General features: G+C 68.5%; 22 protein-coding genes and 1 pseudogene. 10 read left to right on the forward strand and 13 right to left on the reverse strand.

The window, feature by feature from the left end:
- Positions 1-313: 313 nt before the first annotated feature.
- On the reverse strand, positions 314-1,345 hold the full coding sequence (locus tag LGN19_RS36880; protein ID WP_122946423.1) for a bile acid:sodium symporter family protein: 1,032 nt from the start codon (positions 1,343-1,345) through the stop codon (positions 314-316).
- Positions 1,346-1,691: 346 nt separating this feature from the next.
- Between LGN19_RS36880 and LGN19_RS36885 the strand changes: the two genes are divergently transcribed.
- The 3 genes from LGN19_RS36885 (at position 1,692) to LGN19_RS36895 (ending at position 4,739) form a co-directional block, all read left to right on the forward strand.
- Positions 1,692-2,174, forward strand: a complete 483-nt coding sequence (locus LGN19_RS36885; protein ID WP_122946422.1) for a peptide-binding protein — start codon at positions 1,692-1,694, stop codon at positions 2,172-2,174.
- A 345-nt stretch (positions 2,175-2,519) separates the two neighbouring features.
- Positions 2,520-3,596, forward strand: a complete 1,077-nt coding sequence (locus LGN19_RS36890) for a porin (RefSeq protein ID WP_122946421.1) — start codon at positions 2,520-2,522, stop codon at positions 3,594-3,596.
- A 180-nt stretch (positions 3,597-3,776) separates the two neighbouring features.
- A complete protein-coding gene (locus tag LGN19_RS36895) occupies positions 3,777-4,739 on the forward strand; it encodes a LysR family transcriptional regulator (protein ID WP_122946420.1) in 963 nt (320 codons plus the stop codon).
- Between the two features lie 115 nt (positions 4,740-4,854).
- On the opposite strand, the gene LGN19_RS36900 is transcribed toward LGN19_RS36895, so the two are convergent.
- The gene (locus tag LGN19_RS36900) at positions 4,855-5,814 is read right to left on the reverse strand and encodes an NAD(P)H-dependent flavin oxidoreductase (RefSeq protein ID WP_226219954.1); all 960 of its coding nucleotides are present in this window, start codon (positions 5,812-5,814) and stop codon (positions 4,855-4,857) included.
- Positions 5,815-6,079: 265 nt separating this feature from the next.
- Here LGN19_RS36900 and LGN19_RS36905 point away from each other — a divergent pair, with 265 nt between their 5' ends.
- Positions 6,080-6,976 (forward strand): alpha/beta fold hydrolase, encoded by an 897-nt coding sequence (locus LGN19_RS36905; RefSeq protein WP_174961763.1) that lies wholly within the window; start codon positions 6,080-6,082, stop codon positions 6,974-6,976.
- Between the two features lie 36 nt (positions 6,977-7,012).
- Here the strand turns inward: LGN19_RS36905 and LGN19_RS36910 are convergent, their stop codons facing one another.
- Positions 7,013-7,504, reverse strand: coding sequence for an Lrp/AsnC family transcriptional regulator (locus LGN19_RS36910; RefSeq protein ID WP_011353413.1), 492 nt, complete (start codon positions 7,502-7,504; stop codon positions 7,013-7,015).
- A gap of 112 nt (positions 7,505-7,616) precedes the next feature.
- Between LGN19_RS36910 and LGN19_RS36915 the strand changes: the two genes are divergently transcribed.
- A complete protein-coding gene (locus LGN19_RS36915; RefSeq protein ID WP_122946416.1) occupies positions 7,617-8,519 on the forward strand; it encodes a DMT family transporter in 903 nt (300 codons plus the stop codon).
- A gap of 317 nt (positions 8,520-8,836) precedes the next feature.
- On the opposite strand, the gene LGN19_RS36920 is transcribed toward LGN19_RS36915, so the two are convergent.
- Genes LGN19_RS36920 through LGN19_RS36940 form a run of 5 tightly spaced genes read right to left on the reverse strand, consistent with a single transcriptional unit; the run spans position 8,837 to position 11,995 of the window.
- Entirely contained in the window at positions 8,837-9,322 is a 486-nt protein-coding gene (locus LGN19_RS36920) for a hypothetical protein (RefSeq protein WP_226219955.1), read from the reverse strand.
- Positions 9,323-9,352: 30 nt separating this feature from the next.
- Complete coding sequence (locus tag LGN19_RS36925) at positions 9,353-9,565, reverse strand: DUF1289 domain-containing protein (RefSeq protein ID WP_175223638.1); 213 nt, start codon at positions 9,563-9,565, stop codon at positions 9,353-9,355.
- Positions 9,562-10,068 carry a YbaK/EbsC family protein gene (locus tag LGN19_RS36930; protein ID WP_175223637.1) on the reverse strand — a complete coding sequence of 169 codons (507 nt, stop codon included), beginning with the start codon at positions 10,066-10,068 and terminating at the stop codon, positions 9,562-9,564. The genes LGN19_RS36925 and LGN19_RS36930 overlap by 4 nt, the downstream gene beginning before the upstream one ends.
- A 26-nt stretch (positions 10,069-10,094) precedes the next feature.
- Positions 10,095-11,027: a hydroxymethylglutaryl-CoA lyase gene (locus LGN19_RS36935; RefSeq protein ID WP_122946413.1), complete on the reverse strand. Its 933-nt coding sequence runs from the start codon at positions 11,025-11,027 to the stop codon at positions 10,095-10,097.
- A gap of 26 nt (positions 11,028-11,053) precedes the next feature.
- Positions 11,054-11,995, reverse strand: coding sequence for a 2-hydroxyacid dehydrogenase (locus LGN19_RS36940; protein ID WP_226219956.1), 942 nt, complete (start codon positions 11,993-11,995; stop codon positions 11,054-11,056).
- 377 nt (positions 11,996-12,372) lie between these two features.
- On the opposite strand from LGN19_RS36940, the gene LGN19_RS36945 reads away from it, so the two are divergent.
- Positions 12,373-12,996 (forward strand): RBBP9/YdeN family alpha/beta hydrolase, encoded by a 624-nt coding sequence (locus tag LGN19_RS36945; RefSeq protein ID WP_226219957.1) that lies wholly within the window; start codon positions 12,373-12,375, stop codon positions 12,994-12,996.
- Between the two features lie 60 nt (positions 12,997-13,056).
- On the opposite strand, the pseudogene LGN19_RS36950 reads toward LGN19_RS36945, so the two are convergent.
- From LGN19_RS36950 to LGN19_RS36960, 3 genes and pseudogenes are all read right to left on the reverse strand, one after another.
- A pseudogene (locus tag LGN19_RS36950) lies at positions 13,057-13,362 on the reverse strand (phospholipase domain-containing protein); the annotation flags it as partial.
- 32 nt (positions 13,363-13,394) lie between these two features.
- Positions 13,395-13,679 (reverse strand): hypothetical protein, encoded by a 285-nt coding sequence (locus LGN19_RS36955; protein WP_226219958.1) that lies wholly within the window; start codon positions 13,677-13,679, stop codon positions 13,395-13,397.
- A gap of 266 nt (positions 13,680-13,945) precedes the next feature.
- Positions 13,946-14,866 (reverse strand): LysR substrate-binding domain-containing protein, encoded by a 921-nt coding sequence (locus LGN19_RS36960; RefSeq protein ID WP_122946410.1) that lies wholly within the window; start codon positions 14,864-14,866, stop codon positions 13,946-13,948.
- 112 nt (positions 14,867-14,978) lie between these two features.
- Between LGN19_RS36960 and LGN19_RS36965 the strand changes: the two genes are divergently transcribed.
- The gene (locus tag LGN19_RS36965; RefSeq protein WP_226219959.1) at positions 14,979-15,617 is read left to right on the forward strand and encodes a glutathione S-transferase family protein; all 639 of its coding nucleotides are present in this window, start codon (positions 14,979-14,981) and stop codon (positions 15,615-15,617) included.
- A gap of 55 nt (positions 15,618-15,672) precedes the next feature.
- Here the strand turns inward: LGN19_RS36965 and LGN19_RS36970 are convergent, their stop codons facing one another.
- Positions 15,673-16,947: an MFS transporter gene (locus tag LGN19_RS36970; protein WP_226219960.1), complete on the reverse strand. Its 1,275-nt coding sequence runs from the start codon at positions 16,945-16,947 to the stop codon at positions 15,673-15,675.
- A 106-nt stretch (positions 16,948-17,053) separates the two neighbouring features.
- Between LGN19_RS36970 and LGN19_RS36975 the strand changes: the two genes are divergently transcribed.
- From LGN19_RS36975 to LGN19_RS36985, 3 genes are all read left to right on the forward strand, one after another.
- Complete coding sequence (locus LGN19_RS36975; RefSeq protein ID WP_226219961.1) at positions 17,054-18,106, forward strand: LysR substrate-binding domain-containing protein; 1,053 nt, start codon at positions 17,054-17,056, stop codon at positions 18,104-18,106.
- Positions 18,107-18,221: 115 nt separating this feature from the next.
- Positions 18,222-18,431 (forward strand): hypothetical protein, encoded by a 210-nt coding sequence (locus LGN19_RS36980; RefSeq protein WP_226219962.1) that lies wholly within the window; start codon positions 18,222-18,224, stop codon positions 18,429-18,431.
- Complete coding sequence (locus LGN19_RS36985) at positions 18,431-18,811, forward strand: type II toxin-antitoxin system VapC family toxin (RefSeq protein ID WP_226219963.1); 381 nt, start codon at positions 18,431-18,433, stop codon at positions 18,809-18,811. Before LGN19_RS36980 ends, LGN19_RS36985 begins: the two co-directional genes overlap by 1 nt.
- Positions 18,812-18,867: 56 nt before the next feature.
- Here LGN19_RS36985 and dapA read toward each other — a convergent pair whose 3' ends face one another.
- The gene (gene dapA / locus LGN19_RS36990) at positions 18,868-19,761 is read right to left on the reverse strand and encodes a 4-hydroxy-tetrahydrodipicolinate synthase (protein ID WP_122946404.1); all 894 of its coding nucleotides are present in this window, start codon (positions 19,759-19,761) and stop codon (positions 18,868-18,870) included.
- Positions 19,762-20,019 lie beyond the last annotated feature (258 nt).

Raw genomic sequence — 20,019 nt, forward strand, 5'->3', positions numbered from 1 at the left:
GCGGTACGGCGGTGCGCGGGAAGGACGGGAAGGACGGGAAGGACGGGAAGGACGGGAAGGACGGGAAGGACGGGAAGGACGGGAAGGCGGAAGGGCGGAAGGGCGGAAGGCGGAAGGCGGAAGGCGGAAGGCGGAAGGCGGAAGGCGGAAGGCGGAAGGCGGAAGGCGGAAGGCGGAAGGCGGAAGGCGGAAGGCGGAAGGCGGAAAGGCGGAAAGGCGGAAAGGCGGAAAGGCGGAAAGGCGGAAAGGCGGAAAGGCGGAAAGGCGGAAAGGCGGAAAGGCGCCACCCAGGGCCCTCCCGCCGCCCCGACCGTCAGCGCTTGCCCGCGCTCAGCGCACCCGGCGCCGGCGCCGCGTCGCCCTCGTCGTGCTCGCCGCTCATGTCGCGCGCCCCCCAGCGCTGCGCGAGCGCCGCGCACGCCATCAGCTGGATCTGGTGGAACAGCATCAGCGGCAGCACGATCGCGCCGACCGCGTTCGCCGAGAAGATCACCTTCGCCATCGGCACACCGGCCGCGAGGCTCTTCTTCGACCCGCAGAAGATGATCGTGATCTGGTCGGCGCGGTTGAAGCCGAGCCGCTTGCTGACGAACGCGGTCAGCAACAGCGCGATCGCGAGCAGCACGAGGTTGACGACGAGCAGGCCGCCGAGCGCGCGCGGCGGGATCTGGTGCCACAGGCCCTCGTTGACGGCCTCGCTGAAGGCGACGTAGACGACGAGCAGGATCGAGCCCTGGTCGACGAAGCGCAGCACGCCGCGGTTGCGGTCGATCCAGCCGCCGATCACGGGCCGCAGCAGCTGGCCGGCGATGAACGGCACGAGCAACTGCATCACGATGCTGCCGACGGTGCTCCACGGCGACGCGGCGGCCGCCGACTGCGACGTGATCATCAGCCCGACGAGCGCCGGCGTGACGAAGATGCCGAGCAGGCTCGACGCGGATGCCGCGCACACGGCGGCCGGCACGTTGCCCTTCGCGATCGACGTGAACGCGATCGACGACTGGACCGTCGACGGCAGCGTGCACAGGAACAGCACGCCCGCATACAGCGTCGGCGTGACGAGCGGCTGCAGCACGGGTTTCAGCGCGAGGCCGAGCAGCGGGAACAGCGCGAACGTGCTGAGCAGCACGACCGCGTGCAGCCGCCAGTGGGTCGCGCCCGCGACGACGGCTTCGCGCGACAGCTTCGCGCCGTGCAGGAAGAACAGCAGGCCGACGGCGATGTTGGTCGCCCAGTTGAACGCGTGGGCGGCCGGGCCGCGGCACGGCAGGAGGCTCGCGAGCACGACGGTGCCGACGAGCGCGAGCGTGAAGTTGTCGGGAAGAAAACGGGGACGGGCCATCAGGAACTCGACTCGGAAACGACGAAGGCGCGCGTCGCGCGCGCGAATGGCGCCATTGTCCCGGTTGGCGATTCACTACACAAATTCATTGTGGGAATCGATTGATGAATCAATTTCATGTGGCAACGCCCACGGTACCGGCCCGGCCATGCGCAAAACGACAGAAGAATGTTCTGTCCCGGTCGCGTCCGGAAGTGAAAAAACCTAGCAGTAACATGGTGTTACACCGATGCCGGCGACATAACACTTTTTGGCTCGACACGCTTTCGGCCCACCCATAAATTACTGCTGAAAGCCTTGCGTCGGCAGAAAGGAGCCGGCGGCGGGCGTGGACAGGCACTGAACGATGACGGAACGGGTGAAACGGAAGATCGGACGATGGGTGGCGGGCGTGCTCGGCGCGCTGCTGATGCCGCTCGCGCTCGCGCAGCCACCCCACGGCGGTCATGCGTTCGGCGGTCACGGCTTCGGTGGCGGCGACATGCGTGCGTACGGTCAGCCGGCTGGCGGCGCGCCTGTCTGGCGCCGTGTTCCGCCCCCCGCTGGTGCACGCGCCGGCGGCGTGAGCGGCTACGGTTCCCGCTGGGGGCTGCGGCCGACGCCGTCGTATGGCCATTACGCCGCGCAAAGCCCGTATCGCCCGATCAGCGCCGACGCGCGCCAGATGCCGCGCCCGCCGGGCGGCGGCAACGTGCCGCTGCGCGCCGGTTCGATCCGCGCCGACGTCGCGCGCTACAACGAGGAGCGCGGTGGCCGTCCGATGCCGCCGCCCCGCTCGCAGGAAGAGCCTGCGCACTCACCGTTTTTCTCCCCGTTCTACCGAAACTGAGCGCCCGCGCGCTCGCCCCTCCGCCGGCTGATGCGAATTCGCCACAGTCGCGCACAGATTTCCGCTGATTTTCCCGCCGCATTGCGCTATCTTTCGCGCCCGGCTCGCGTGTGCCACGCCGCCGGCCCGCCTTGCGACCGCGTTCGCGCCGGGCCGCCGACGGGGATCCGGCCATGTATCCGTTCCGTGAAGTTAATGCTGCCGCTATACCAGCAATAAGTGTGCGCAATTTTGACCGGACGAATGATCCGTAAAGATGGCTGCGCCCCATACGACGCAAGCACTCGGCTCAAAAAAACAACGCTCGCGCCACTTCTCGACAATTCGACAAATTCTGGAGATCTAATGAAAGCATTCGCTCGCCGTGCGTCGCGCACGTCCGTCAAGCTGATCGCCGCGGCCGCCTGCGTGGCGGCTGCCGCTCCCGTCCATGCACAGTCGAGCGTGTCGCTCTACGGTCAGGTCGACGAATGGGTCGGTGCAACCAAGTTCCCGGGCGGCAACCGCGCGTGGAACGTGAGCGGCGGCGGGATGTCGACGTCGTACTGGGGCATGCACGGCGCCGAGGATCTCGGCAACGGCTACAAGGCGATCTTCACGCTGGAAAGCTTCTTCCGCGCGCAGAACGGCCAGTTCGGCCGCTTCCAGGGCGACACGTTCTTCGCACGCAACGCGTACGTCGGCATCGATTCGCCGTACGGCACGGTGACGGCCGGTCGCCTGACGACGCACCTGTTCCTGTCGACGATCCTGTTCAACCCGTTCTACGACTCGTACACCTTCTCGCCGATGGTGTACCACGTGTTCCTCGGCCTCGGCACGTTCCCGACCTATCCGAGCGACCAGGGTGCCGTCGGCGATTCGGGCTGGAACAACGCGCTGTCGTATACGTCGCCGTCGTTCGGTGGCCTGAATTTCGGCGCGATGTACGCGCTCGGCAACCAGGCCGGCGACAACGGCTCGAAGAAGTGGAGCGCGCAGTTCAACTATGCGAACGGCCCGTTCGCGGCGACCGCGGTCTACCAGTACGTGAACTTCAACAACGGCCCGCGTGACCTGAGCGCGCTGGTGGCCGGCATGAAGAGCCAGGGCATCGCGCAAGTCGGCGCGACCTACGACCTGAAGTACGTGAAGCTGTTCGGCCAGTACATGTATACGAAGAATGACCAGGTCGCGGGCAGCTGGCACGTGAATACCGCGCAGGGCGGCGTGTCGGTGCCGCTCGGCGCGGGCAACGCAATGGCGTCGTACGCGTACTCGCGCGATGCGGGCGGCCTCGACCAGACGCGCCAGACCTGGGCCGTCGGCTACGACTATCCGCTGTCCAAGCGCACGGACGTCTACGCTGCGTACATGAACGACCACATCAGCGGCCTGTCGTCCGGCAACACGTTCGGCGCCGGCATCCGCGCGAAGTTCTGACGCGCACACGCGACCGGTGCACCGGTCGCGCGCGAAAATCGCGTCCGGGCTACATGTTTTTCCGCCAGAACGGCGCCGCCACCCGCGGCGCCGTTTTGCCTTTCTTGACCTTTCTGTTTCCTCGCCTTTGTTACCCTATCTCGTAATTGGATCATTCCCCCGTCATTACGAGCTAGTTCGATGGATACCCTCGTCAGCATGAATGTGTTTCGCTACGTCGTCGAAGTGGGCAGCTTCGTCGGCGCGGCCGAGCGCATGCAGATGTCGGCTGCGATGGCGAGCAAGCACGTGATGCATCTCGAGCAACAGCTCGGCGCGCGGCTGCTGCATCGCACGACACGACGTGTCGCGCCTACCGAGGCGGGACGCGAATACTATGAGCGCCTTGTGCAGGCGCTGTCGGAACTCGACGAAGCCGGGCAGGCCGTCGGCGCCGCAAGCGTGGTGCCGCAGGGCAGGCTTCGCGTGACGTCGCTGTCCGCGTTCGGGCTGCGGCACGTGATGCAGGCCGTCACCGATTATGCGGGCCGGTTCCCGGACGTGACCGTCGACATGACGCTGTCCGATCGCGTGGTCGACCTGATCGAGGAAGGCTACGACGTCGCGGTGCGCGCGGCGCCGAACGGATTGAAATCGTCGTCGCTGGTCGCGCGGCAGATCGCGACCGCGCACATCCTGCTGGTCGCGTCGCCCGAGTATCTCGAGAAACACGGCACGCCCACGACGATCGCCGATCTCGCGCACCACAACTACCTGCGCCGCGACTCGAATTCGACGATGCTCGACTCGCTGGTGATCGACGCGGCCGCCGCATCGCGCGTGAACCTCAACGGCAACCTGATCGTGAATCACCTCGAAGGGCTGCGTGCGGCCGTGCTTGCGGGCGCGGGCATCGCGCTGCTCGGCACCGAGGTGGTCGGAGACGACATCGAGTCCGGCCGGCTCGTGCCGGTGCTGCTCGATGCGGTGCCGCCGCACGAGGCGCCGATCTATGCGGTCTACGCGAGCCGTCGTCACGTGTCCGCGAAGGTGCGTTCGTTCGTCGACTTCCTGGCGGCGCGTTTCGAAGGGCAGTCGCTGTGCCCGTCGATCGAATCGCGCCTGCGTGTGCTGCCGATGACGCGGATGAAGCGCGCGGTCTGAACCGGCTTTCCCGCTGCGGCGGGGCAATGAAAAAGCGCGAACCGCTGCGGTTCGCGCTTTTTGTTTTGTCCGACGGTATGGGCGCCGGTGGCGGCCGTCATGGCCGCCGCATCCGTCAGCGCGGAATGCCGAGCCGCGCCTTCGCGTCGTCGTACTCGCGCTTCAGGCGCTCGACGAGCGCGCCCACGCTCGGCAGGTCGTCCATCAGGCCGACACCCTGGCCGGCACCCCAGATGTCCTTCCATGCCTTCGTCTTGTCGCTGCCGAAATTCATCTTGGTCTTGTCGGATTCCGGCAGTGCCTCCGGATCGAGGCCGGCCTTCTCGATGCTCTCGCGGATGTAGTTGCCGTGCACGCCGGTGAAGAGGTTCGTGTAGATGATGTCCGACGATTTCGCGTTCACGATCGCGTGCTTGTAGTCGTCGACCGCGTGCGCTTCCTGCGTTGCGATGAAACGCGTGCCCATGTACGCGAAATCGGCGCCCATCGCCTGTGCGGCGAGGATCGAGCCGCCGTTCGCGATCGACCCGGACAGCACGATCGGGCCGTCGAAGATCTTGCGGACTTCGCCGACGAGCGCGAACGGTGACGTCGTGCCCGCGTGCCCGCCTGCGCCGGCCGCGACGAGGATCAGCCCGTCGACGCCGGCTTCGAGCGCCTTCTGCGCGTGACGCAGGTTGATCACGTCGTGCAGCACGATGCCGCCGTAGCTGTGCACCGCGTCGACGATCTCGCGCGCCGGTGCGCGCAGGCTCGTGATGAAGATCGGCACCTTGTGCTCGACGCACACGCGCACGTCGTGCTCGAGCCGCGCATTCGACTGGTGGACGATCTGGTTGACCGCGATCGGGCCGATCACCGCGTCGGGATTTTTTGCATGGTGGTCGGCGAGCTCGGACTGGATCTGCGTGAGCCACTCGTCGAGCACTTCGGCCGGGCGGGCGTTGAGCGCGGGGAACGAACCGACGATGCCCGCCTTGCATTGCGCGAGCACGAGTTCGGGGTAGCTGACGATGAACATCGGCGACGCGATGACGGGCAGCGTCAGGTTCTGCAGGACGGTGGGCAATGCCATGTGATGTCTCCAGTCTCCAGGGGCGCCGCGCGGTCGCGCCGACGCCATGCTTTGCGGTCGAACGGTGATTCGAGTGTAGCTGCGAAACGAGGTCGTCCTTATTAATACGAACGATCGTGCGATTCTACGCGAGCTTAACAAACCGCGCGGTGTGGCGGCAATCGAGTGAGTGTTCTCTTTCTACAGATTCTGGGGGGTACCGCGCTGTGTAGACGCACAAGCGCTCCTAAAATAGCCGCCATAACAAACCAACGAGAAACAAACCATGTCGTTTGAGGCGTTTGCACCGTTTCGCGTGACGGTGCAGGACACCGACATCTTCGGTGTCAAAGGTGGCGCGGGTCCGCCGCTCCTGTTGCTGCACGGGCATCCGCAAACCCACATGATCTGGCATCGCGTCGCTGCGACGCTCGCGAATCATTTCACGGTGATCGCCACCGACCTGCGCGGTTACGGCGCATCGGGCAAGCCGCCGAGCGACGCGCAGCATGCGCCGTATTCGAAACGTGCGATGGCGGCCGACCAGGTCGCGGTGATGCGACATTTCGGCTTCGAGCATTTCCACGTGTGCGCGCACGATCGCGGCGCACGGGTCGCGCACCGGCTCGCGCTGGATCATCCGGACGCCGTCGAGCGGATGATGCTGCTCGACATCGCGCCGACGCTCGCGATGTACGAGAAAACCGATCGCGCGTTCGCGACCGCGTATTTCCACTGGTTCTTCCTGATCCAGCCTGAGCCGCTGCCCGAGATGCTGGTCGGTGCGCATACCGATGCGTACATCGAGCGCGTGATGGGCAACCGGTCCGCCGGGCTCGCGCCGTTCGCACCCGAGGCGCTCGACGCGTACCGGGCCGCGCTCGCGCAGCCGGGCGCCGTGCATGCGATGTGCGAGGACTACCGCGCGTCCGCGACGATCGATCTCGAGCACGACCGTGCGGATCTCGAGCGCGGCAACAAGGTCGCGTGCCCGCTGCGCGTGCTGTGGGGCGAGAACGGGATCGTCGGCCGCTGCTTCGATCCGCTCGACGAATGGCGTCGTGTCGCACGCGACGTCAGCGGCCGCCCGCTCGAATGCGGGCACTACATTCCGGAAGAGGCGCCCGTCGCGCTGATCGACGAGCTGCTCGCGTTCTTCGAGGCGCGCGACCCGGCGGCATGACCGCGCGTGCGGGCGGCGCGCGCCGCCGCCTGCTGCTCAGCGGTGCGCGCCGTCGTCTTCGACGAGCGGCGGCAAGCGGCGCGGCACGGGTGTCGATTTCACGATCGCGGTGCTCGTCTCGGCGCGCTCCGTCACTTTCGACAGGATGTCGTCGAGGTGCGCGATCGTGCGCAGGTAGAGCCGGCAGATGAAGCAGTCGTCGCCGGTGACCTTGTCGCATTCGACGAATTCGGGAATCCGCCGCAGCATCTCTTCGACGAGATGCAATTGGCCGGGCAGCGGCTTCACGCGGACGATCGCCTGCAGCGTGTAGCCGAGCGCGCGCGGGTCGAGCTCGACGGTGAACGCGGCAATCACGCCTTGCGCTTCGAGCCTCCGCACGCGGTCGGCGGTCGCGGGCGCCGACAGCCCGATCTGCCGGGCGAGTTCGCTGGTCGCGATGCGCGCGTCGTCGGCCAGCGCCGCGAGGATCGCGCGGTCGGTCGCGTCGAGCGATGCGACAGCGGGCGGGGAAAGGCGTTTCGGCATGATCGCTTTGCTTTCGAAGGTAAATCGGTTGATTCACTTCAGTTTAGCCGTGGTTGTCGCGAAAGCAAGTTTCTAGAATCGAAGTCATCCACTCTTCTGAACGGAGTTCACGATGGCTTCGAATGAAATTCGCCGCGGCGCCGCCGAGATGATCGTCGCGATGATGATGTCCGGCACGATCGGCTGGCTCGTGATGTCGTCGCAGCAGCCGCTGACGAACGTCGTGTTCTTCCGCTGCCTGTTCGGTGCCGCGACGCTCGCGATCGTCTGCGCGGCGTTCGGCTTCCTGCGCCGCGCGCTGTTCTCGCCGCGGATGCTCGCGCTGGCGACGCTCGGCAGCGTCGCGATCGTCGCGAACTGGCTGCTGCTGTTCGCCGCCTATTCGCGCGCTTCGATCTCGATGGCGACCGCCGTCTACAACACGCAGCCGTTCATGCTCGTCGCACTCGGCGCGATCGTGTTCCGCGAGCGGATCACCGCGTCGACGGTTGCGTGGCTCGCGCTCGCCTTCGTCGGGCTCGTCGCCGTGGTGCGCGTCGAGCCGGCCGTGCTCGCGGTGCCGGGCGAATATCTGGAAGGCGTCGCGCTGTCGCTCGGGGCGGCCTTTCTGTATGCGATCTCGTCGATCGTCACGAAGCACCTGAAGGGCACGCCGCCGCATCTGCTCGCGCTGCTGCAGGCGGGCCTCGGTGTCCTGCTGCTCGCGCCGTTCGCGCACTTCGGCACGCTGCCGGCGACCGCCGGGCAGTGGCTCGACCTCGTCGTGCTCGGCGTCGTGAACACAGGTCTGATGTATGTGCTGCTGTACGGCGCGATCCAGAAGCTGCCGACCGCGATGACCGGTGCGCTGTCGTTCGTCTATCCGGTCGTTGCGATCGTCGTCGATCACGTTGCGTTCGGGCAGACGCTCGCGTGGACGCAGGTGGTCGGCGCGCTGCTGATCCTGCTCGCGGCGGCCGGCGTGAATCTTGGCTGGCGTATCGTGCCCGCGCGTCGCGCGGCAGTCGGCAACTGAAACGGTCGTACGATTCGGCGCCGCCGCGGGGCATCGCCGCGGCGCGTCGAATGCGAATGTCAGGAACGCGCATTGCGAGCGGATGGCGCGCAGTTGGCGAGCGAAAGCGGCGCGCGCGCACGCATCAAAGACGCTGTAAGAAGTTGTAGGGAAACACCCGATGCGATGCGGCCGCGTCGCTCGTATGATGCGGGCTGTGACGTTGATCACGTTCACAGGATTCCGATCTCATGCCGTTCGCCTGTCAGGCTGAACGGCTTTTTTTTATGCGTGGCTCGGGCAACGGCCTTGAGCGGCCCGCTCGATGCCGGCCCGTTTCATGCGGGCGAATCGGGCTCGATCCGGCCACCCTCGATCACGAAGTGCGGACCGTCGACGCTCGGTGCAAAGAGTCGCCAGTCCTCTTCGTGTGCCGCGCCCGTCGGCGTGACGACGAGGCTCAGCCCGGTGGACAACGTAATCGATGCTTGTCCCGATTCACTGCCCAGTGCACGCGCAACGGTCATTGGGCCGTGCTTGATCAATAACGCATCGAGACGCTCCACGGTGTGGCGTGCCTTGTCGTCGGACCCGGAAAGATCGTCCTGGGTCGCGACGATGTCGCTTGCCGACCGGATTTGCCAATCGCATTGAACGTGCAGCGCCCAGGCGCCCACCCATTTCACCGTACCCTTTCGCGTGGTGGTTTGCCGCATCGGGCCGAACTGGATCATCAGCATGTCGGCTGCACGATTGATGCCGCCGATGTCGAGCCCTTCGAGAACGGCGAGGTGCCGGGTGATCCGTTCGCGAACGCCGGTCATCCGCTTATCCTCGAACGCGCCCAAAGATCTTCATGCGCCGCTCCCCGCAATCAGCCGCCGCCGCGCATCGAGCCGCGCGAGCAGCGCGCGTCGCGCATCGTCGTCCGACGTGCGCCATCCCTTGATTTCGTCGCGCGTGCGCAGGCAACCCGCGCACCAGTCGGTGCGCGGATCGATCCGGCAGACGTCGGTGCACGGCGACGCGACCGTGCCGACCGGCACCATCACCGGCACGTCGCTCATACGGTTTCCCGCAACGCGACGTCCGCGACCGGCGCGCCCGTCAGCGACACGAGTTCGTTCGGCGACAGGTTGAACACCGCGTGCGGATGGCCGGCGGCTGCCCACAGGCTGTCGAGTTCGAGCAGGTCGGCGTCGATCAGCGTGACGGGGTCGACGAGATGGCCGATCGGGCAGACGCCGCCGATCGCATAGCCGGTGTTGTCGCGCACGAACTTCGCGTCGGCGCGGCCGACCGCGCCGACCTGCGCGGCGACCTTCTTCTCGTCGACGCGATTGACGCCGCTCGCGACCACGAGTACCGGCGCGCCGTCCGACTGGCGGCGAAACAGGATCGACTTCGCGATCTGCGCGACGGAGCAGCCGAGCCCGGCCGCGGCCTCGGCGGAAGTCTTGCCGGTTTCGGCGAGCATCACGATGCCTTTCGCATGGCCGCGCTCGCGCAACAGCAGCGCGACGCGTCGTGCGGAATCGGGAAGGGAATCGAATGAAGCGGGTGTCGTCATGTTGAGGAATCCAGCGAATACCGGGGTCACACGCAGTTCGCGGCGTCCGCCGCGCTCTGCGCCTTGGCAAGCAGTGCGCGACCGGCGCGCGACACGTTCGTGCGGCCGATCGCGTTCGAGATGAAGTCGCCGGCGGCGACGACCTGCGCGAGATCGATGCCGGTGTCGATGCCGAGGCCCTGCATCAGGTACAGCACGTCCTCGGTCGCGACGTTGCCGGTCGCGCCCTTCGCGTACGGGCAGCCGCCGAGGCCCGCGACCGACGCGTGGAAGATCTCGATCCCTTCGAACAGCGCCGCGTAGATGTTCGCGAGCGCCTGGCCGTAGGTGTCGTGGAAGTGGCCCGACAGGCGTTCGCGCGGGAACACGCGCGTGACGGCCGACAGCACTTCGCGCGTGCGCTTCGGCGTGCCGACGCCGATCGTGTCGGCGATGTCGATCTCGTCGCAGCCGAGTGCCGCGAAGCGTTCGACGACGTCGACGACCGATGCGACCGGCACCTCGCCCTGGTACGGGCAGCCGAGCGTGCACGACACGCTGCCGCGCAGCCGCAGGCCCGCATCCTTCGCGGCCTTCGCGACGGGCTCGAAGCGCGCGATGCTCTCGGCGATGCTGCAGTTGATGTTCCGCTGCGAGAACGCCTCGCTCGCCGCGCCGAAGATCACGACCTCGTCGGCGCGCGCGGCGACCGCATTCTCGAAGCCCTTCAGGTTCGGTGTGAGCACCGAATACACGGTGCCCGCGCGACGCTCGATGCCGGCCATCACGTCGGCGCCGTCGGCCATCTGCGGCACCCATTTCGGCGACACGAACGACGCGGCCTCGACATTGCGAAAGCCGGCGTGCGACAGCCGGTCGACGAGCGCGATCTTCACGTCGGTCGGTACGAAGGTCTTCTCGTTCTGCAGCCCGTCGCGCGGGCCGACTTCGACGATCTTGACGGCGGTGGGGAACGTCATGGTTGTCTCCTGGTTTGCTTGTAGGTTCAGTAGCCGCGTGCGTAGTCGACGATGCCGCCGATGCGCTCGCCGCGCTCGAGCGCGAGGATCTTGCCGGCGATCTGTGCGACGGCTTCGTCGCGCAGCGTTTCGGCCGAGCTGTGCGGCGTGATCGTGATGCGCGGCGCGTGCCAGAACGGATGGTCTTCCGGCAACGGCTCGCGATGGAACACGTCGAGCGTCGCGGCGGCGACCTGGCCGCTCGACAGCGCGTCGAGCAGGTCGGCTTCGACGAGATGCGCGCCGCGCGCGACGTTGACGACATACGCGCCGGGCGCGAGCCGCGCGAACGTGCGCGCCGACAGGATGCCGTCGGTGTCGGGGGTGCTCGGCAGCAGGTTGACGAGCACCTTCGCGCCGTCGATGCACGCATCGAACGCGCCGTCGCCGGCGAAGGTCGTGACGCCGTCGAGCTGCTTCGCGCTGCGGCTGTAGCCGCGCACGGGCAGGCCGAGCGCGGCGAGCGCGAGCGCGACCTGCGTGCCCAGCACGCCGAGGCCGAGCACGGCGACGGTGAAGCTTGCGCGCGCGTGCGGTTCGAGCGGCCGCCAGCGGCGCTCGCGCTGCAGCGCGTCGTATTCGTCGAAACGGCGCAGGTAGCGCAGCACCGCGTGCGTCACGTATTCGACCATCTGCTGCGCCATGCCCGAATCTTCCAGCCGCACGAGCGGTACATGCTGCGGCAGCGTGCCCGGATGCGCGTGCTCGAGCGCGAGCAGCGCGTCGACGCCGGCGCCGAGGTTGAAGATCGCGCGCAGGCCGTCGCGCGGGCTGAAGAATTCACGCGGCGCGCGCCAGACGAGCGCGTAATCGGCGGCGGCCGTGTCGCCCGGCTGCCACACGCGCAGTTGGGCTTCCGGCAGCGCATGCGCGATCTCGTCGCGCCACGCGCCTGCTTCCTGGTGCGGGGAATGGAACAGAATCTTCATCGGATGAGGGCACGCGCGCCGGCGAGGCGCGTCACGGGAACGGCGAGAGGAGCCGGGCGCAGCGCGCCGGCGGGCGTAGCGGACATCGGGCGTCTCCTGACGACCGGGCGCCCGGCGCGTCGGCGCCCGGCCCCGGTTCCGTGTGAAGCTGACGGGAAGCCCACATTCTACGGTTTCGCGGCGCATCGCGCGCCGGTACCGCGGGGCGGGCGACCGGCGTGGGCGACCGCTCGCGGTCGCGGTCCACGGATGGCCGTCCCCGGGTGGCCGTCCCACGGATGGCCGGCCCACGCAAAAGCAAAGCACAAAATATTGGTTCGGCCGCCGGGGGCGCCGCGCCACAATCGAATCCCGTCTTCAAGCAAGCGAGGGCAATCATGCGCGCATGCAGCAAATCGGCGTGGCCGCCGCGGCTCGTCACCGTTCCGGGCCTGCACGGCAGTGAAGGCGCTCACTGGCAGACCTGGCTCGAACGGCAGTTTCCGCGTTCGCTGCGCGTCGAGCAGGACGACTGGGACGCGCCTGACCTCGCACGCTGGGCGCAATCGGTGCGCGCCTTGCTCGACCGCGAACGCGGCCCGTTCGTGCTGGCCGCGCACAGCTTCGGCTGCCTCGCGGCTGCGCATGCGCTTGCGCAGTGGCCGCATACGGGTAATGTCGCGGGCGTGCTGCTCGTCGCGCCCGCCAGTCCGAAGAAATTCACGTTTGCCGGGGCGTTCGACGCGCGCCGGCTCGCCGTGCCGTCGATCGTGATCGGCAGCGAGACCGATCCGTGGATGCCGCTCGCCGATGCGCGCACGCTCTCGCAGCACCTGGGCAGCGCGTTCGTGAACCTCGGCGACGCCGGGCACATCAACACCGCGGCCGGCTTCGGGCCGTGGCCGCGCGCGAAGTATTTCATCGACACGCTCGTCCACTGCGCGGCACCGCTGCGCTTTCGCGACGCGGACGACGGCTTCGAAGCCACGCTCGTCGACCGCGCGCTCGCGCACGCGATCTGACGAGCCGGGCGGGCGGCGCGCGGCTCGGCTGCTGGGCCGCGCTACGCTGCGCCGTCGTGCCTACGCCGCGCAGACGGGTCGCACCGCGGCCGGATCCGAATCGCTCGGCCGGCCGTTCTCGACGTGGCCCGCGAAGCGGCGCGAGAAGGTGCCTGCCGCGCCGTCGCTCACCGTCACGTCATACCATTGGTGGCTCGATGCGAGCGCCCACTGCTCGACACGCGCGTCGCCGCCATGCAGCGTCGCTTGCCGCGACGGCGCGCCGCACGCGTGGTCGGTCAGCGTCAGCGTGACGTGAGCACCGCCGTGGTTGCGCAGCTCCAGGTACGGATTCCTGATCGCGATGTCGTCGCCGGCCTTCACTTTTCTGCTGCGGTCGGGGGACGGAAGCGGAAGGATCAGCCGGGCGACGACGCGGCGGCACTCGACGCGGCAGCGTTCGCCGCGGGCTTCGCGTCGTCGTCGTCATCGGGCGGGTAGTGCACGACGGGCGGCGCGAGCGGCGCGGCGTCGGACGCGGCGGTGTTCGCGGCTGCATCGTTGTTGAATGCGCTGGCGGAGCTGGCCGATGCGCCGGCCTGCTGTGACGCGTCGGTCGCGTGTGCGTCGTGCGGCGCGTCGTCGCTGCAGGCGGCGACGAAAGCGGCGGCACAAAGAACGACGACGACGGAAACGCGACGCATGACTTCTCTCCTGGCAGGCTGATCGGGAAACGTTTTCGAGTATGCCGATGCGATGCGACGTTTCGGTGAATCGTTTGCGACCGACGCGTCATCGCGGAATGCTTTCGATATCCTGACCAGTCGTTTGAACGGGATGGCGGGCGTGCAATATTGCCCGGCGGGCGATGCGGGCCGGGCACTTTTACCCGGGCACGCGACGCGATGCACGAAGCCGTTCACGGCAGCCTGGCCGTTCATGATGAACGCAAGCAGCCGATCGTGTTGCGTCAGCGCCGCGGCGTGCGTCGCCGCACCTCGCTGCGCAGCCAGTCGAGCCAGGTGCGGATCGCCGCTTCGTGCGGATGGCCGGGGCGCCACACGACGTAGTGCGCATACACGTCGGTCACACGCACCGTCGAGACGCGCACGAGCGTGCCGTCCGCGAGCTCGGGCTCGATCAGCGAGCGGCGCGCGAGTGCGACGCCGCGCCCTTTCAGCGTCGCGTCGATCAGCGCATTCGCATCGGTGAAGCGCGGCGCGCGCGCGGATTCGGTGAGGTCGAGCCGCGCGGCCTGGAGCCACGGTTCCCACGGCTGGGCGGGATGGCGCAGCAGCGTCGCGCGCACGAGATCGGCCGGCGCGCGCGGCGCGACGCCGTCGCGATTACGGTACGCGGGGCTCGCGACCGGAAAGATCGTCTCGTTCATCAGCTTCTCGGCGACGACGCCCGGCCATGTGCCGGGCCCGTAGCGCAGCGCGACGTCGATGCGGTCGCGCTTGCGCAGCGGCGCGAGCGCCACGTCCGGGTGCAGCGCGATCGCAATGTGCGGATGCGCGGCCGAGAAGCGCGGCAGGCGCGGGGCGAGCCAGCGTTCGGCGACGCTCGGCAGCACGCTGACGTTCAGCGTGACATCGCCGGTGCGCGGGCGGCTGCGCGTGGCGAGCGCCGGCTCGAACGCGCGTTCGAGCACGCTGAGGCCCTGGCGCACCTGCAGTGCGAGCGCGTGGGCGGCGTGCGTCGGCGTCGCGCCGTTGCGCTCGCGCGTGAAGAGCGGGTAGCCGAGCTGCGCCTCGAGCGCGCGGATGTGCTGGCTGACGGCGCCTTGCGTGAGCGCGAGTTCGTCGGCCGCACGCGTGAAGCTCTGCAGCCGCACGGCGGTCTCGAACGCGCGCAGCGTCTGCAGCGGAGGAAGGTGGATGCGTCGCATGCGGGTATTAGTAACACTCATGTCCGAGCACGACAATTCATCGTTTGCGGCGGGCAGGCACGCGTTCCTACACTCGGTTCCGTCTTCCACAGCCCTGTCGGGCCACACCACCATGAACGCATATCGTCTCTATCTTTCGCCGGGCGCCTGTTCGCTTGCCGTCCACATCGCACTGGAGGAAACCGGCGCGCCGTTCGACGTCGAGCTCGTCTCCGTGCAGAAGCAGCAGAACCTCGAGGCGCGCTATCTCGCGATCAACGCGAAGGCGCGCGTGCCGGTGCTCGCGATTCCGGGCGAGCCGCGCGTGCTGACCGAAACGCCGGCGATCCTCACGTATCTCGCGCGCCGTTACCCGGACGCGCAATTGCTGCCGCTCGGCGATCCGCTGCGCGAGGCACGGTGTCACGAATGGCTCGCCTGGCTGGTCGGCTGGGTGCATGGCGTCGGCTACGGCGCGCTGTGGCGGCCGGGCCGCTTCATCGGCGATCCGGCGCTGCATGGAGAGGTCAGTGCGCATGGGCGACGCACGATCGAAGCCGCGAACGACACGTTTGAAGCCGCGCTCGCCGACGGCCGCCCGTGGGCCGATCCAGGCGCGCATTCGATCGTCGATCCGTTCCTGTTGGTGCTGTATCGCTGGGGTGTCGCGATCGGGCTCGACATGACGCGACATCCCGCGTGGACCGCCCACGCGCAGCGCGAGGCTGAACGGCCGGCCGCCCGACGCGCGCTGGCGCGCGAAGCGGCCTGACCGACGCGTGGGCGTCGTGGCGGGTGCCGTGACGCCCGCGGGCAACGCGCCGCCGCTATCGCGCGGCGAACAGCGGATAGGATGCGGCCGCGGCCAGCGCGGCCACGAGCCACACGACGCTCCAGGAGCTTGCGGCGAGCAGCGGCGGAATCGCGAGCGGCGTCGCGAACAGCCCGAGATAGCAGACCGTGTTCGCCATCCCGAGCGCGGTGCCCGCGTGGTTCGCACCCGCCAGCGTCGCGAGCTCCGTGTACGCGACGCCGTGCCACGCCGACACGCAGATGCCGGCGAACACGAGCATCACGACGATCGCGGCGATGGGGACGTGCGGGCTGCCGGCCGTCGCGGCCGCGAGCAGCGCGAACGACCCGGCCGCGACGAGCACCGAGCGGCGCAGGTATGCGCGCCGGTTGCCGTGCCGGTCGGTATGACGGCCACTCCAGACGCGCGTCACCATCGCGCCGAGCTGCAGCACGACCATCGCCGCGCTGATGCCGGCGAGGCCGAGCCGGCCGAAGTCGTGCAGGAACACCGTCGCGAACGTGAGCACCGCGAACTGGGGCACGCACAGCGCGCCGATGCCGAGCACGATGCGCCACACGGGGCCGCGCGTCAGCGGGCCGCGGGTGCGCGGGGCAGCCCGATGCGGCTGCCCGGGCGCAGGTGTCGCGGCGACGTCCACGGTGGCTGGCGCGGCGGGCGGTTCGTGCAGCCAGCGCCAGGTCAGCGCGGCCGATCCCGCGCACAGCAGCATCAGCGTGCCGAATACCGCGGCAAAGCCCAGGTGCGACGCGAGCGACGGCAGCAGCGCCGCGCCGACGCCGCCGCCGAGCGGCACGGCCGTCTGGCGGATGCTCATCGCAAGCCCGCGTTCGCGTTCGCCGAACCAGCGCATCACCGCCCGCCCGCTCGATCCGTTCACGCTGCCGCCGAGCAGGCCGACGCAGCACATCGCCACGACGACGCGCATCAGCGGCGGCACGCCGTGTGCGGTCGGGACGATCGTGCACACCATCAGCGCGAACATCGCGGCCGTCGCGACGAGCCCGGCGAGCAGCACGCGGCGGTCGCCGAAGCGGTCGGCGGCCATCCCCCACGGCAGCTCGGACAGCGCGACGCCGAAGCCGAGTGCGCCGAGCACGAGGCCGAGTGCGCCGTTGTCGAGGTGATAGGCCGTGCGCATCCATACGGCCGTGGTCGGGATGCCGGCCGCCGCGGCCGAAAAGCTCATGTTCGCGGCCACGCCGGCGGCCAGCACGCGCCAGCGATGGGTCGGGCCGCGCGCATCGCGGGCGGGCGAGGAGGGGGAAGCGACGTACGAGGTATCCATGACGGCAGGCCCGGTTGGAAATTGACATCGACAGTCTGGCAACCTACATTCATCCTGAAAATCGGAAAGTTATTGATGAATCGTTCGATAAAACGGGATGGTTGATATGTCCGGACAAGACATTCCACGCGGCGACGGCGAGTCGCTCGCGCTGGCCGATGCCACGCTGGCCCGGCCCAACTTCGACGTGGCGGCGCTGCGCAGCCTCGTCGCGGGGGTGGATCTCGGCAGTTTTGCGAAGGCGGCCGACCGCGTTGCGCGCTCGTCGTCGGCGGTGAGCGCGCAGATCCGCAAGCTCGAGGAGCAGGCCGGCACGCCGCTGTTCGTGAAAGCCGGGCGCGGGCTTGCGCTGACCGACGCCGGCGATGCGATGCTGCGCTATGCGCGGCGGATGATCGAGCTGAACGACGAGGCGGCCGCGGCGGTGCGCGGCACGAATCTCGACGGCTGGGTGCGCGTCGGGCTGCAGGAGGATTTCGGCGAGGCGATCCTGCCCGACGTGCTCGGCCGGTTTGCGCGCGCGCATCCGAAGGTGCGGATCGAGGCGCGGGTGGCGCGCAATGCCGACTTGCTCGACCGGCTCGATGCGAACCAGCTCGATCTCGCGCTGGTGTGGGGCGATCCGGCGTCGGCGGCGCTGGTGGCGCGCACGGGGATCGACAGCGAGGCGATCGCACAGGTGCCGATGCAGTGGGTCGGGGCGGCACGCTTGGCCGCGGGCGGCTTCGGCATGCCGGGCGGCGGCGCGGAGGAGGGCGCGGAAGGTGACGCCGTCGAAACGGGCGGCCGCTCGGTGCGCGCGCCGGGCGAGCCACTGCCGCTCGTCGTGTTCGACCGGCCGTGCCGGTTCTTCGGCGCGGCGACCGGCGCGCTCGACCGCGCGGGCGTGCCGTGGCGGGTCGCGTTCACGACGCCGAGTCTCGCCGGGCTATGGGCCGCGGCGGCGGCCGGCCTCGGGCTGACGGTGCGCTCGCATTACGGGCTGCCCGCGTCGGTGCGCGTGCTCGATGCGGCGTCGTGCGGGCTGCCGGCACTGCCGAGCCTGCCGTTGATCCTGCTGCGGCGCACGTCGTCGGCGACGCCGACCGTCGATCGGCTCGCGCGGATCGTGAAGCAGGCGGTGGGGGAGGCGACGGAGGGGGTGGCGCTGGCGGCGTGACGAAACGCTCGATTGCCGTCGCAGGGCGCGGTTCGGTAATCCCTCTGCCGATCGGTCGAATGGATCGATCGGGGGAACCTGACTACAGTGATGATCACTTGAAACGGAGGTCATCATGCAGAACGCGAATACGCCGCGCGCCAGCGCGGTCGATCCGGCCCAAAGGGCCGATGCCACGATCCCCGGTGACGGGACGTCAGCCGATCGACTGGTGCCTGCCGGTCCGCCCGTTCGGTTTGGTGTCCTGCAAGGGCAGGCGTGGATCGCGGACGACTTCGATGCTCCATTGCCCGATTACCTGCTGGACGCTTTCGAAGGGCGCTGATGCGGCTGTTGCTCGATACGCACATCTTTTTGTGGATCGTTACCAATGACCCCAAGCTCAACACACGGGCGCGCAGGCTGATCTCGGCCGCAGACGAACGTTTCGTCAGCAGCGCGAGTATCTGGGAGGCCGCCATCAAGGCCGGCTTGGGGAAGCTCGATATCGACGTCGGCAAGCTGATCGACTCGATCGGCTCAAGCGGGATTCGCGAGCTACCGGTGCTGGCCGTGCATGGGGCCGCGGTCCGCGATTTGCCGCATCACCATCGTGATCCATTCGATCGCTTGCTGGTCGCGCAGGCCCGTCACGAGCCGCTTCAGCTCGTGACGGCCGATACCCATCTTGCACAGTACGACCTGTCTCTCGTTCTGACAGTTTGAAGCAATCTGTCGGGGCGAAATCCATCGGTGGCCTGCGCGCCATGTGGCGTCGCGGTTCATGCCGCCGCGACGTCCGGCTCGATTTCGTCCAGCTCCGCACAAATGGCTGCCAGCCGCACCTTCAACCCTTCACTCGCCGGCACGAACGGCAACCGCAACCCGTCCTCGCACCACCCTTGCGCGGCCAGCACGGCCTTCACCGGCGCCGGGTTCGGCTCCGCGAACAGCGCCGCGACGAGCGGCTGCAGCGCGACCGACAGGCGCCGCGCATCGGCGAGCCGCCCGTCGCGCAGCAGCGCGTGGATGCGCACATGCCATTCGGGCAGCACGTGTGCGCTGCTCGCGATCGCGCCGTGCGCACCGGCGCACATCGCCGCGAAGTTCTGGTTGTCGTCGCCGGACAGGATCGCGAGCGGCGTGTCGTGCACGAGCCGGCTCATCCGGTCGAGCGTGCCGCCGCATTCCTTGATGCCCGCGACGCGCGGGTCGCGCGCAAGCGCCTGCAGCGTCTCCAGTTCGACGTTCACGCCGGTGCGGTACGGGATGTTGTAGACGAGCACCGGCAAGTCGGCCGCGTCGACGATCGCCTCGACGTGGCGGCGTATACCGTCCTGCGTCGGCCGCACGTAGACGGGCGGCGTGACGAGCAGCCCGTCGGGCCGCAGTGCCGCGAGTTCGCGTGCGCGGGCGGCCGCGAAATGCGTCGCGCTCGCAGTCAGCCCGACGACGATCGGTAGCCCGGGCGCCGCGTCGCGCAGCGTCGCGAACACCGCGTCCTGTTCGCGCGCGTCGAGCAGCACGCCTTCACCGGTCGTCGCGCCCGCGACGAAGCCCGCGATGCCTGAGCCCGCATAGTGGCGCGCGAGCCGCGCGAGCGCTGCGTGGTCGACTTCGCCGTGGTGGAACGGCGTAATGATCGGCAGCCAGATACCTTCGAAACGTGTGTTCATGCAAAGCCTCTTGGTGGAAACGGAGTGGGAAGGAACCGTTCCGCCGGCGGAGGGCCGGAGCGAGGCGTGCGAGCAAGGAGAAAGAAACGACCTGCGGGCATCCCGTCCGGCATTCGCCTGACGGGACGCGACGTCCCCGTCAGTCGAGGAGTCGTTTTTTCAGTTTCAGCCCGGCCGCGCGCGCACCTGCCGCGACGGCGGCGAGGATCGGAAGCGAGCGCAGGGCAGCGGACATGGAGGAACCGTGGAATGGGCTGA

Origin of the sequence: Burkholderia sp. AU30198 (assembly GCF_020419825.1) — a bacterium.
Lineage (GTDB): Bacteria > Pseudomonadota > Gammaproteobacteria > Burkholderiales > Burkholderiaceae > Burkholderia.